Source organism: Mesorhizobium amorphae (assembly GCF_014843845.1).
GTDB classification, from domain to species: domain Bacteria; phylum Pseudomonadota; class Alphaproteobacteria; order Rhizobiales; family Rhizobiaceae; genus Mesorhizobium; species Mesorhizobium amorphae_A.
Map to the genome: position 1 here is coordinate 1 of NZ_JHQS01000059.1, position 13190 is coordinate 13190.

The 13190-nt window shown below is 63.1% G+C and carries 8 protein-coding genes; 2 read left to right on the forward strand and 6 right to left on the reverse strand.

The window, feature by feature from the left end; translation table 11 throughout:
* A partial coding sequence (locus tag DH08_RS24830) for a beta strand repeat-containing protein (RefSeq protein WP_210328873.1) occupies positions 1 to 3562 on the reverse strand: 3562 nt, incomplete at its 3' end.
* A gap of 423 nt (positions 3563 to 3985) precedes the next feature.
* Here DH08_RS24830 and DH08_RS24835 point away from each other — a divergent pair.
* Positions 3986 to 4876 (forward strand): transglutaminase-like cysteine peptidase, encoded by an 891-nt coding sequence (locus DH08_RS24835; RefSeq protein ID WP_246800998.1) that lies wholly within the window; start codon positions 3986 to 3988, stop codon positions 4874 to 4876.
* Between the two features lie 25 nt (positions 4877 to 4901).
* Here DH08_RS24835 and DH08_RS24840 read toward each other — a convergent pair whose 3' ends face one another.
* The 5 genes from DH08_RS24840 to DH08_RS24860 form a co-directional block, all read right to left on the reverse strand.
* Positions 4902 to 5498 (reverse strand): ribbon-helix-helix domain-containing protein, encoded by a 597-nt coding sequence (locus tag DH08_RS24840; protein WP_210328874.1) that lies wholly within the window; start codon positions 5496 to 5498, stop codon positions 4902 to 4904.
* Positions 5499 to 5532: 34 nt separating this feature from the next.
* The gene (locus tag DH08_RS24845; protein WP_192181802.1) at positions 5533 to 6822 is read right to left on the reverse strand and encodes an HlyD family type I secretion periplasmic adaptor subunit; all 1290 of its coding nucleotides are present in this window, start codon (positions 6820 to 6822) and stop codon (positions 5533 to 5535) included.
* A gap of 46 nt (positions 6823 to 6868) precedes the next feature.
* Positions 6869 to 9001, reverse strand: a complete 2133-nt coding sequence (locus tag DH08_RS24850) for a type I secretion system permease/ATPase (RefSeq protein ID WP_192181803.1) — start codon at positions 8999 to 9001, stop codon at positions 6869 to 6871.
* 30 nt (positions 9002 to 9031) lie between these two features.
* Positions 9032 to 10489: a TolC family protein gene (locus tag DH08_RS24855; RefSeq protein WP_192181804.1), complete on the reverse strand. Its 1458-nt coding sequence runs from the start codon at positions 10487 to 10489 to the stop codon at positions 9032 to 9034.
* A gap of 409 nt (positions 10490 to 10898) precedes the next feature.
* Entirely contained in the window at positions 10899 to 11672 is a 774-nt protein-coding gene (locus DH08_RS24860) for an SDR family NAD(P)-dependent oxidoreductase (protein ID WP_192181805.1), read from the reverse strand.
* 199 nt (positions 11673 to 11871) lie between these two features.
* On the opposite strand from DH08_RS24860, the gene DH08_RS24865 reads away from it, so the two are divergent.
* Entirely contained in the window at positions 11872 to 13188 is a 1317-nt protein-coding gene (locus DH08_RS24865; RefSeq protein WP_192181806.1) for an NAD(P)H-dependent oxidoreductase, read from the forward strand.
* The last annotated feature ends 2 nt before the right edge of the window (positions 13189 to 13190 follow it).

Consider the following 13190-nt stretch of genomic DNA (forward strand, 5'->3'; position numbering starts at 1 on the left):
TCGTCTGGGCATCCTGTGTCACCAGCGTCAGGCCACCATCCGCAACCGTGCCGACCGTCAGCGACGGCGCATCGTCATTGAAGGTGATCGTCAGTGTGCCCGGTGCCGTCGAGCCGTCGGCGTCGGTGATCACATAGCCGAGATCGACCGTTGCATTGTCTTCATTGTTCGGACCGCCCGTATGCAACACGTTGTCGATCAGCGTCACCGTGTAGGCGCCGGTCGCCGGATCGGTGACATGGACCGAGAACAGGTCACCGCGCGGGCCTGTCGCCGTCAGCGTGTTGTTGAGGGAGTTCCAGCTGTAGGTGACGTTCTCCTGGCCGACCGTGCCGTCGGTGCCGTTGAGCGTCGCGAACGAGAAGCCGTTGGTGCCGGCGCCGTCGCCGCCGAGACTGCCGCCGAGCGTGCCCGAGAACGTCGCTTCGTTGTTGTCGCCATCTGTGTTCGGAACCGCGATATCGCCCGTCGTGCTCGCCGGATTGCCGCCGGCAAGCCCGTCATCGTCGACAGAGGCGGCCGCTGAGCCGCTCGTCGGCGTATTGGCGTCGGTCACCACAAAGCTGATGCCGGCCGTCGCGATATCGCCGTCGCCGTCCGTCACCGTGTAGGTCGCCGATGCCGCACCCGTACCGGCAACCGGACTGTTAGCCGTGAACGAGTAGCTGCCGTCGGCCTTGACCTTGATGAAGCCATCGCCGATGTCGATCGCCTGCGAGTAGTTGCTGTCAGCCGGATTGAACACCAGCGCCGTGCCGTCGATATGCGTCACCGTGGCGCCGTCGGCGCCGGCGACGAAATCCAGCGTGCCGGTCAGCGTCGTGCCTTCGGCAACGTTCTGCGAAGCTTCCGCGCTTGCGGTGGGCGCATCGTCATTGAAGGTAACCGTCAACGTGCCCGATGCGGTCGAGCCGTCGGCATCGGTGATGACGTAGCCCAGGTCGGCCGTCGCGTTGTTTTCGTCATTGGGACCCTGTGCCTGCAGCACGTTGTCGAGCAGCGTCACCGTGTAGGCGCCGGTCGCCGGATCGGTCACATGAACCGAGAACAGGTCGCCGCGCGGGCCCGTCGCCGTCAGCGTATTGTTGAGGGAGTTCCAGCTGTAGGTGACGTTCTCCTGGCCAACCGTGCCATTGGTGCCGTCCAGCGCTGCAAATGAGAAGCCGCCGGCGCCGTCGCCGCCGAGACTGCCGCCGAGCGTGCCGGAGAAAGTCGCCTCGCTGTTGTCGCCATCGGTGTTTGGAACCGCGATGTCGCCCGTCGTGCTTGCCGCATTGCCGCCGGCAAGCCCGTCGTCGTCGACAGAGGCCGCCGCCGTGCCGGTTGTCGGATGGTTGGCATCCGTCACCGCAAAGCTGATGCCAGCCGTCGCCGTGTCGCCGTCGCCGTCGGTCACCGTGTAGGTCGCCGATGCGCCACCCGTGCCGATGACCGGATTGTCGGCGGTGAACGAGTAGCTGCCGTCGGCCTTGACCTTGATCGAACCATCGCCGATGTCGATCGCCTGGGAGTAGCCGTCGCCCCCGAAGATGAGTGCCGTGCCGTCGATATGCGTCACCGTGGCGCCGTCGGCGCCGGCGACGAAGTCCAGTGTGCCGGTGATCGTCGCGCCCTCGGCGACGTTCTGCGAGGCTTCCGCACTTGCCGTCGGCACATCGTCGACGATGTTGACGACGAGCGTGCCGTTGACGCTCTGGCCGTCCTGGTCGGTCAGCGTTACGGTTAAGTTTTCGAACAGGCTGTTCTGGTCGAGGGCGTGGGCATGCACCTCATTGTCGTTGAGCGTGTAGGTGTAGCTCACTTCGCCTGTGGCTTGATTGTAGGCCGTCACCGACAGCGTGTTGCCGAGCGCGGTCGTGAACGAGCCGGCGGTGAACGCCCCATTGGTGATGAAGTTGTGGCCTTCGATTGCCAGCGCGGCGACGCCGTCCGGCGAGGAGATCGTGAAGGTGCCCGCACCGGTCTCGGCCGTGCTTGCCGGATTAGAGCCGGGTCCGCCCGGCGTGCCGACATTCAATGCCTCTTCATCCACCGTCACGTCGCCGCCACCGGCTTCCGGCGTCAGGTCGGTGATCACAGGCGGTGAGTTGCCGATCGAGATGGTCAGCGTGGTGTGCGAGGTGTCGCCGTCGCCGTCCTTGATCGTATAGGTGAAAACGTCGTTGACGCCGCCGGCGGTGCCGGCGTCGCGGACATAGGAGTAGGTGCCGTCGGCATTGAGCGTCAGCTTGCCGTAAGTGCCCTGGATCTGCACGCCGAGCGTGGCGGCATTGTCGACATCGGTATTGGTGTTGCCGGCGGCAACGCCAACCACGGCTGCGCCATCGGCGCCCTCGGTATCGGCATTGCCGTCCGTTGCGTTGGCGTCGGCGCCATCGGTTCCGCCGGCCAGCACATTGCCGGTCGCCGGGCCGAACTGGCCGGCCGCGATGCTGTCGATGTCGGCTACCGCCGTCGGCACGTCGTCGATGATGGCGACGGCAAAAGTGGTGCTGGCCGTATCGCCATCGACATCCGTAACCGTGATGCTGAAATTGTCCGGAACCGTGTCGTTGGGGTCGAACCCATTCGTGTGCTCAGGATGAGTGACCGACTCGGTGACCGTGTAATTGTATTCGATGGCACCGGTGCCCGGATCGAAGGAGACGATCGTGATGTAGCCGAACTGGCCCTGGATCTGCTGCCCGACGCCGCTCACGGTGACGCCGTTGATGACGATCGAGCCGATACCGTCCGGTGCGTCGATGTTGATCGTTCCGATGCTGGAGGTTTCCGCGTCGCTCGGCGCGTCGCTACCTGGCGATTGGGCCGGGCCTCCGTCCAGGCCGGTTTCGCTGGCCGCCTCGTCCGGGGCGAGCAATGACGTGGCCACAACGGAAACTTGCCTGTCCACAATAGACGGGAAGAGCTCGCGCCGGTCCAATTGCCCAAACTGCAAGGCAGTCGGAGGCAGCAATGCCGAGAGGTCGAACCCGTCGCCGATGCCGCCCGGAGGAACCGCGAAGTTTCCACCGGCGCTGTCCGGGCCGTTGCCAGGTCCCGCCGAGATCGAGCCATCGGCGCCGAAGGCGACATCGACATGGCTTGCTTCCAGCGCTGCGATCAAGGCAACCCGCGGCACCTCGACATCGCCGAGGATGAAGGTCGGCACGTTCAGGGCGCCGTCCTTGATGACAATCACCGACCCGTCGGGCTGTTCGAGCACCAGATTGCGGCCGTCGACACGGATGTTGTCGATCGAGACATTGGCTGGAAGCCTCACCACGTTGCTGGCGTCGGCCACATAGTCCTGCGGCGCAGGTGCTGCCGGCGCGTTTGCCGCCGCAGCAGGTGCGTCTGCCGCTGGTGGGTTTGCCGCCGCTGCCGCGGGCACTTGCGGCTGCACGGGTGCGCCGCTGCCAACATCGACCGGAACCGGATCGGCTGCTGCCGGGGCTGGCTCCCCCGTCGCTGCCTGGGCGACCTGCATCTCTGCCGGTGCCGTTGCGGCATTGTGTTCGCTGGAGGCCGAATGCTCGTTCCAGGAACCCGAAAAATTGTCCAACTCGATATTGGTGGTCATCTCTGAAACCCCTCCGGTATTTCCCGGAAAGAGACAGGGGTGGCCTCTCCTTTGCAACAGTCCTTCAATCTATTTCATATATTAGACTATACAGGCATGAGCATTTTTTACGCATGGTAAACCGCTGCCATATAGCCAGCTATATCTTGCCTTTCGTGATCCCTTTTCGGCGGCCGGCGAGCTGCGGCCATTAGGTCAATATAAGTATAAATTAAATTAGAATTTTAAATAAAGTAGACAAAACCAATTGCTGGAAACTTATCTACCTTCCTTTCCAATAATTTGAGGCGAGACTGGTAGCGTCCACAGTCAAAGGTGGGCGTTATGACAATAAAAAAAGCTTCTCCGGCATCAGCCCCGTTTAGGATTCTCCTGCTGGCGATCGGCCTTGCGGGCCTGCCGCATTCGTCGTTGGCGAGCGCGATGTCGGGTGATTCGGTGCCTGCCGGTGCGCTGCTCGAAAGGCTCCAGGCGCCGTCCAGCCTGGGCGGCGTTTCGTTGGCGAGGCCTCAGCCCTGGCAGCCTGCCGCGCCCTACCGCGTCGGCTCCGTCTCCGGCAGTTACGCCCCTGCCGAGGCGGATGGCGCAAACACCCCTTCGATGGCAGAAGCCAATACCGGCATCGACCCGATGCAGACGGCGGCGATCATCCCGGGCGTCTTCGGCTCGGTTGCCCTTTCGATGCGCAACTTCCCGGTCGCGGCTCGCTGGGCGCCCGTCTACAAGGCGATCGTCGGCTGTTCGGCGGGCAGTGCGTGCGAGCGCAAGAACGCAGCGTTCGTCGCGATGGTGGACGCGGCCAAGGCCAAGGGGTTCAGCGACAAGCTGGCCTTTGTCAACACCAGCATCAATCGCCTGATCGCCTACCGCAAGGACAGCGCCGTCTACGGCAAGCTGGACTATTGGGCGAAACCTTCGGAAATCCTCGAGCGGCGCGCCGGCGACTGCGAGGATTTCGCCATCCTCAAGATGACGGCGCTGCTGCAGGCGGGCATTCCGGCGCAGAGCATGTCGCTCGTTGTCCTTCAGGATCGCAAGAGGAAGTTCTTTCACGCTGTGCTGTCGGTGAGCACGGCCAGCGGCGCCTTCATCCTCGACAGTCTTGGCAACGCCGTCCGGCGCGACAGCGATCTCCCCGACTATGCTCCGCTCTATTCCTTCAGCATGGATCGGGCCTGGATCCATGGCTCCAGAACCGGTGGTGCCGAGATGGCCGACATCAAGGGCGGTTTCGCGACGGTCGCTCCTGGCGAAGGCTTGCAGCCGGAAATGGTTTCCGCGGACACGACACCGACCCGCCTCGGCCCGCAGTGAGTGGCGCACTTTTCCTGGAATTGCTTTAGCCGTTGAAGACGAACGCCATCAGCAATTCAGGTTCGGCCACCGGCGCGCGCACCGCGCTCAGCTGACCCCGGTAGCGGCGCTCGCCGGCGCCGATGACGAAGCCGGTCGCGACCGGCGTCTCGCCATTGGTATCGAGCCGCGCGAATATGTCGGCAACATTGAGGTCCAGCGCCAGCTTGAGGTCGTGGCGCGCATCGTCGTTTGGTGCTGTCGGCAGCTGCCGCTTGACCAGCTGCTGGAACGGCGCGTTGAACGTCAGGATCTTCTTCGACGATGACAGCGCGAAGGCCGGCGACGGACAGGCGACCAGAATGGCGTTGATCGTCCTGATCGAGGCGAGCTTTCGCAGCATCAGATTTTCTTCCGCCATGCCGCGCATGCAGGCGACCCGGATCGCCGACGTCAGGTTTCCCTGATCGGCATGGCTTTCGGCGATCTCGTCGACCAGCATGCCGATCGTGCATTTCCGGGCTTCGGCCATCTGCTTGAGCGACGCCCAGAACGCGCGTTCCAGGCGAATGCCGCGGCGTATGCCGCCGCGTGCGACGACCCGGAACTCCGGGCCGAAATCATCGGCCGAAAGCGGCAGCATCAGCCGCTCGCCTTGGGTGGCGGGAAGGGCGGAGCTATCGTTCACTCATGGCCTCCTGGCGCGCCTTGTTGATCGGCTTCAGCAGGTAGTTCAGGATCGTCTTGCGCCCGGTCTTGATGTCGACCGAGCAGATCATGCCCGGGATGATCGAATAGGCCTTGCCGTCCCTTTCCAGCGTCGACGTGTCCGTCGCGACGCGCACCTGGTAGTAGGGTTCGCCCGTCTTCTGGTCGACCAGGCTGTCGGCGGTGATGTTCGAGACCTTGCCTTCGATGCCGCCGAAGATCGAGAAGTCGTAGGCGGTGACCTTGATCAGCGCATCCTGGTTCTCACGAATGAAGGCGACATCGCGTGGCGAAACCCGCGCTTCGACCAAAAGGGTCTCGGAGGTGGGCACGATGCCGGCGACGACGGCGCCGGGCTGCACGAAGGCGCCGACCGTGTTCAGCTCCATCGTGTTGACGATGCCGTCCACCGGCGAACGGATGTCGGTGCGCGCGACCTTGTCGGTGGCACCGCGAATGGTCTCGTCCACCACCGAAAGCTCGGCCAGCGCCTGGGTCAGGTCGTCCAGCGCTTCCTGTTGCAGCTGGAGACCGAGCTCGTCGACCTGCAGCTGCGCTTCGGTGATGGCACCCTTGGCCTTCTTTATGGTCTCGCCGGCCAGGTTCAGCTGGCCGTTGAGTTCAGCCTGCTCCCGGTCGACGCGGATCTGCTCGGTCCTTGCCATCAGGCCTTTTTTGACCATCGCTTCGACCAGTTTTGCCTCCTGGTCGCTGATGGCAAGGTTCTTGGACAGGCGGTCGGCGTTGGCGGTTGCTTCGTTCAGCTCCTTCTCGCGCTGGTCGAGGCGCGATTTGAGTACCGACAGTTTGTTGTCGAAATTCCCGCGACGTGCGATGAGCAGTTTCTGCTCGTTGTCGCAGATTTCCGGGGCGATCGACTGGATTTCCGCCGGGCACGGAAAGGGACCGGAAAGGTTGCCGGCCTGCTCGAATTTGAGCCTCGCGATGCGCACCTGCAATGCGCGCGCCTTGGCCTGCTGTTCGCCGAGGCTGGAGGTGTTGACTGTGTTGTCGAGCCGGATGATGAGGTCGTTCTTCTTGACCACCTGGCCGATCCTCACCGCGATCTCCTGAACCACGCCGGCCTCGCTGGCCTGGATGATCTGGGTCTTGGATGCGGGTATGACCTTGCCGTCGCCGCGCGCGATTTCATCGACTTCGGCGAACGACGCCCAGCCTACGAACGAGACGAACAGCGCCCCGATGATGAATATGGACGCCGACGCAAACAGCGGTGGGCGGTCTTCCCTTGCAAGCATTTACCACGTCCCATTATATTGAAATGGTTCAATATAATCCGTTTTGTCAGGCGCTGTTCTTCTGTAGCGCCTGTATGACTTGTTCCTTCGGCCCGTCGGCGACGATCCGGCCCTGATCGATGACGATGAGGCGATCGGCGAGTTCGAGCATGCTGAAGCGGTGGGTCGAGACGATCAGCGTCGTGTTCCGCTCGAAAGCCACCTTGAGCTGCCTGATCAACTGCCGTTCCGAGGCAAGGTCCATCGACCCCGACGGCTCATCCAGAAAAACGATCTTCGGCTTGGTCAAAAGCAGGCGCGCGATCGCCACTGCCTGCCTCTGGCCGCCGGAGAGATTGGTGCCGCGCTCACCGACATTCATGTCGTAGCCGCGCGGGTGGCGGGAGACGAATTCGTCGACGCCGGCGGCCTTCGCGGCGTCGATGATCTCCTCGTCGGTGGCTTCCGGGGCCGCCATCAGGAGGTTCTCCTTGATGGTGCCTGAAAACAGATCGCCGGCCTGGGCAACGATCCCGACTGCGGCGCGAACCTCCGAAGGGTGGTATTGGCGAATGTCGATGCCGTCGAGCAGCAGCTCTCCCGAGGTCGGCAGGAAAAGCCTGCCGATCAGCCGCCCCATCGTTGTCTTGCCGGATCCGATGCGACCGATGATGCCCACCCGCTCGCCCGGTTTGACGGAGATGTTCAGCCCGCTCAGAACCTCGTTCTCCGACCCCGGATAGACAAAGCCGACATTCTTGAAGACCATCGCGCCGTTGCGGATCGGACGGTTGACGAAGCCGACGGTATCCGGCCGATCCTCCGGTTGAGACATGATCGCGTTGACTATTCGCAGCGACAGCAGGGCCTGGCGGAACCTGGACAGCGTGATGGCGATCTGGCCAAGCGGCGCCACCGCCCGGCTGGCCAGCATGACAGTGCCTATGATCGCGCCCGTCGACACATAGCCCGCGGAAAAGGCGTAGGCGCCGGCCACGACCAGCGCGACGGTCACCAACTGCTGGATGGATCCGGTGATGTTGCCGGCGGCGGCCGAAAGCTGCTTGATCTTTTCCGACGTGTTGGCAGCATTCTTGGAGTGCTCGCCCCATTTGCGCAGCAGATAGGCCTCGGCGCGCAGCGACTTGATCGTCTCGAGGGTCGAAATGGATTCGACCAACAGGGCTTGGCGCTGCGCGGCTTCGTTCATCGAGGCGGCGACACGCTTGCCGATACGGCGCTGCGTGATCAGGCCGACGATGACTGAAATCACAAAGGCCAGCGCCGGTATGATCACCAGCCAGCCACCTATCGCATAGATGACCAGCAGGAAGACGAAGACGAAGACCGTGTCGATGAAGACGCTGATGGTGTTGGAGGTGAAGAACTCTCGCACGAACTCATATTGGGTCACCCGGTTTGCGTATTCACCCGTCGAACTGGGCCGCGCCGAAAGCGACGAATTGAGCACTTTTTCAAACAGCAGGTACGAAATCCGCAGATCCGCCTTGCGCCCGGCATAGTCGATGAGCGAGGCGCGGGCCGTCTTCAAGAGCAGGTCGAACACAATGACGGCGCCGATCCCGAGCGCCAGGACCCAGAGCGTCGCGACCGCTTTGTTCGGCAGGATCCGATCGTAGACGTTCATGGTGAAGATCGGCGAGGCGATGGCGAGCAGGTTGATGAAGACCGCCGACAGCACGACCTTCGAATAGGTGCGCCAGAACGCGCCCATGGTTCCGGTCAGCCAGTGCCGTCTTTCGATCTTCGCCGCCGAGCCGACCTTCATCGCCTCGGTGGTGTTGGCATAGGTGATCGAGAAAGAGGCGCCGCCGCTGATATAGCTTTCGACCAGCTCGGATTTGCCGATCGTGGTGCGACCGTTCTCCTGGGGAGCGGTCAGATAGTCGCCGCCTTCGATTTCCGCGAGCAGGGCGACTGGCAGCTGGCTGGCGCGAAAGACGATGGCCGGAAGGTCGAAGCGACCGCGCACGAAATCGCGGTGGTTGAATTCCGCGACCTCCAGGCCGATGCGCTCGGCCAGATGCCTGATGTCGCCGGCCTCGATGCGCGTCTCCGCGATCGGAACGCCGGCGAACAGCACGGTCTCCGCGCTCGGCCTGCCGAGATAGGCGGCAACGGCCGAAAAGCAGGCCTTGAAGGCCTCTTTGGGCGACAGGATATTGGGCTGCTGGTTCACGATCCGCTCCCGAAGGACCCGCGATCGATCTTACATCGGCTGCTTTTTCCGGACCGGAGCGAGGATGTCGAAGGGCAGATCGTTCTTCTGCTCCGACGGCGTCCGCGCATAGGTTTCGGTGTCGGCGGTTGCTGGCACGGCGAATTCGGACCGTGCATAGGCCGCGGCCTGTTTGGCCGGCTGGATGTTCATCGTCTTCAGCAACTGTCCCGTTGCCGCCAGCAGCCGATACTGGGCGAAAAGCGACGCGTAGGATGCGGTATCCGCCAGCGTCGCCGTGTTGAACCGCGTGTTCTGCGCGTCCAGCACGTCGAGCAGCGATCGCTGGCCAACCTTGAACTGTTCGCGATAGGACGCGACCAGCCGTTCGTTGGCGGCAGCCTGTTGCCGCAGCGTCTTGGCCAGGTCGGCTTGCCGGAAGCGGCGATCCCATGAGATGCGGACAGCTTCCTCGATCTCGCGCAGGACCTGATGCAGCGCTAGGCGTTGTTCGCTGGAGCGGCGGATCTGTTCCTGTTCGTTGGCCTTGTCGATGCCGCCGCGGTAGAGGTTCCAGCGCAGCACCAGCCGCGCTTGCAGGTCGTTGGTGTCGCCATCGTCGCCATCGATGTCAGTCCCCGCCCGGGCGCGACCTTCGGCGATGATGGAGGGTCCGAATTTCGCCCGTGCCGCGTCCACAAGGGAGGCCGCCGCGTCGATGTCGCTGTTGGCCATGTGCACGCGCGGATTGCTTTCCCGCGCCAGCCCGATTGCTTCATCGAGCGACCTCGGCAGTGCTGCGGAGACATCGCCCGGCCTCGAAGCGTTGGTCAGCGGCTTTCCGACGGTCTTGAAGAAGCGTATCTTGGCCGCTTCCAGTTCCTCGGTGGCTTCCTGCATGCGCGCCTTGGCGGCGAACAGCCGCTCCTCGGCCTGTTGCCGGTCGGCGTCGTTTAGCGCCCCGCCGTCGATGCCCTGCCGGATATCGCCGAGTATAGCCTGGTGGAAGCCGAGGTTTTTCTTCGCCTCGGCAACGATCGACGCCTGCAGCATGTATTCCAGATAGTCCTGGACGACGGAGAGCCCGATGAATTCGGACCGTTCCAGCACCCGGAACGAAGCGCCGTCGACGCGCGACGCCTGACGGGTCAATTCGGCCCGTCTTGCGCCGCTGTCATAGAGCGTCTGCGAAATCGTAAGATCGGTTTCAACGGGATAGAGCGCGTCGTCCTCGATGGAAAGCGCGCGCCGGGATGGATTGTCGAGGCGCCGGGCGCCTGCCGACGCTTCCAGATCGACGCTGGGAAGGTAAAGACCTTTCGCCTGGCGCAGCTCGAATTCGATTGCTTCGCGGTTTTCAATCGCCTGGCCGATCTCCGGATTGGATTCGACGGCGACTGCCATTGCTTCTTTGAGCGTGAGTGCGCCGGCGCTTCCGCAAGCCAGCATTGACACCGTCACGGCAAGCGCAATACGCCAGCCGACGGTCACTTTACCCGTCCTGTTCATGTCTACCCCGTGACTTTCCCCGCGCCTTGTTATTTTTTTGGCGCTTAATTGCCCAAGCCTGCCACCGGAGCTTGCGGCGAGTATCTATCAGATTTTCAAAGGATGTGAGTACTTAATGATTTAGAGGCCTCTAAAACCGGGCGTTCGCGCCATTAGACCCAATAGATGTAGCAAAAATGGCACATAGGCCTTGCGTCGCCGCACTGCTATTCGGCGCGAATCGGGCCAGAAGCACGAGTCTCCTGGAAAACTGCAGGCCCGCACCCGCGAAGCCGCCCGGTCGCCGTTACTGACCCTGCTGCAGCATTTCAGCAGTAATGCGCCCCTTTGGTAAATAAGTCGGGAGTGCAATGATTTCTCTCAGCGTCAGCTCAATCCTTTGAGACGATTGGCCTGCAAGCCTGGTCGCTCACGCCACCGACCACCCGCCATCGACCAATATATTGGCGCCGGTGATCATCGACGCCGCCGGCGAGGCCAGGAACACCACTGTTCCCGCGACATCGATCGGGTCGCCGATGCGGCCAAGCGGAATGTGCCCCAGCACATGCGCGTGAAAGTCGGGCTCGGCCAGCGATGGCCGTGTTCCGTCAGTCCAGATGAAGGTTGGCGCGACGCTGTTGACGTTGATCCGGTGTTGCGCCCATTCGGCGGCCAGGCAGCGCGTCAGGTGATTGATCGCGGCCTTGCTCATGCAATAGATCGCCTCGCCCTTCAGCGTCACGGTGCCGGCCTGCGAGCTGATGTTGATGATGCGCCCGGATTTCTGCGCGATCATCAGTTTTGCAACTGCTTGCGTGGTGAAGAACGTGCCCTTGAGGTTGACGTTGACGGTGAGGTCGAAATCTTCCTCGGTGACGTTCTCGGCCAGGTTTTCCGGCCCGAGCCCGACATTGTTGACCAGCACATCGATGCGGCCGAAGGCGGCGTGCGCCTCGGCGACAGATTTTCGCACCGTAGCGAGATCGGTGAGATCCATCCGCACGGCCAGCGCCCGGCGGCCGATGCGCTCGATTTCGGCGACAAGCTCCGCGCCGTCGGCAGCGCTGCGCACACCGACGATCATGTCGGCGCCGGAGCCGGCGCAGGCCAGCGCGCAGGCGCGCCCGATGCCGCGCGAGGCGCCGGTGACCAGAACCACCTTGCCTGCCAGATCGAATTTCGGCGTGAATTCCGCTGTCATCTCGTCCTCCCTGGAAGTCTCCCTTCCCGAACATTAGCCGGTCGCGCTACGAAAGCCAGAAGCCTGCAAATCGCTGCGCAAAATCTATTCGGGTTCTGCAAAGCGTGCGCAACAAATTGTCACGAGCGGCTGGTTTTGTTGGCAAACGGGGATCGTTCCCTGTATTGCGGGCCAAAGGCAAAAGCGTGGACGTTCTTGTATGACAAATGTCGCCCTGACCGGGCTTGCCCGTGACCTCGCCAGGCGCGCCACCGAAGGTAAGCCGGTGCGCATCGGCGTCATCGGCTCCGGCGAGATGGGCACCGATCTGGTGACACAGGGCATGCTGATGCCGGGCATTTCGGTCTGCGCGGTGTCGACCAGGCGTCCGCATACCGCCCGTGACGCCATCCGCATCGCCTATGGCGACGAGGCGATGGCGTTGGAAGCGGACACGGCCTCGAAAGTCACCGCCGCGATCGAGAATGGAAAAATCGCCATCACCTCGAACGAGATGCTGGTGACCAGTCCACTGATCGACGTCGTCATCGACGCCACCGGCAAGCCCGGTGTCGCCGCCGATTTCGACCTGAAGGCGATGGAGCACGGCAAGCACCTGGTGATGATGAATGTCGAGGCCGACGTCACCATCGGCTGCTACCTCAAGCAGCAGGCCGACCGGCTCGGCGTCGTCTATTCGGTCGGCGCGGGTGACGAGCCGTCGAGCTGCATGGAATTGATCGAGTTCGCCGCCGCGCTCGGCTACACCATCGTCTCGGCCGGCAAGGGCAAGAACAACCCGCTCAACCACGACGCCGTGCCTGACGACTATCGCGAGGAAGCGATCCGCCGCAACATGAACCCGCGCATGCTGGTCGAGTTCGTCGACGGCTCGAAGACCATGGTCGAGATGTGCGCCATCGCCAACGCCACCGGCCTGGTGCCTGATGTTCCGGGCATGCACGGCCCGAAGGCCGACCGCGATGAACTGGCCAAGGTGCTGATCCCGAAGGCTGATGGTGGCATTCTCTCCAAAAAGGGTGTCGTCGACTACACGGTCGGCAAGGGCGTCGCGCCCGGTGTCTTCGTCATTGTCGAGGCGACGCATCCGCGCGTCATCGAGCGCATGGACGATCTCCATGTCGGCCACGGCCCCTATTACAGCTTCTTCCGGCCCTATCACCTGACCTCGCTGGAGGTGCCGCTGACCGCCGCCCGCATCGTGCTCTACGGCCGGCCCGATATGGTGCCGCTGCCGAAGCCGGTGGCCGAGGTCTGCGCGGTCGCCAAGCGCGATCTCGCCGCCGGCGAGAGTTTCGACGCCATCGGTGAGACCTGCTACCGATCCTGGACCATGACCGTCGGCGAGGCCCGCGCCAACCGCGCCGTGCCCGTCGGACTGCTCGAGGGCGGCAAGGTGCTGAAGCCGGTCAAAAAGGGCGAGTTGCTGACCGCCGACAACGCCGCGCCCGACCAGACGACCAGGCTGTTCGCCCTGCGCCGGCTGCAGGACGAGATGTTGTACGGGTCAAATTAAGG

Excerpts from the sequence above, each read along its gene's own strand:
- DH08_RS24860 (WP_192181805.1), bottom strand. The coding sequence starts at position 11,672 with ATGACAGCGGAATTCACGCCGAAATTCGATCTGGCAGGCAAGGTGGTT.
- DH08_RS24845 (WP_192181802.1), bottom strand. The coding sequence starts at position 6,822 with ATGCTTGCAAGGGAAGACCGCCCACCGCTGTTTGCGTCGGCGTCCATA.
- DH08_RS24835 (WP_246800998.1), top strand. The coding sequence starts at position 3,986 with ATGTCGGGTGATTCGGTGCCTGCCGGTGCGCTGCTCGAAAGGCTCCAG.
- DH08_RS24840 (WP_210328874.1), bottom strand. The coding sequence starts at position 5,498 with ATGCTGCCGCTTTCGGCCGATGATTTCGGCCCGGAGTTCCGGGTCGTC.
- DH08_RS24855 (WP_192181804.1), bottom strand. The coding sequence starts at position 10,489 with ATGAACAGGACGGGTAAAGTGACCGTCGGCTGGCGTATTGCGCTTGCC.
- DH08_RS24865 (WP_192181806.1), top strand. The coding sequence starts at position 11,872 with ATGACAAATGTCGCCCTGACCGGGCTTGCCCGTGACCTCGCCAGGCGC.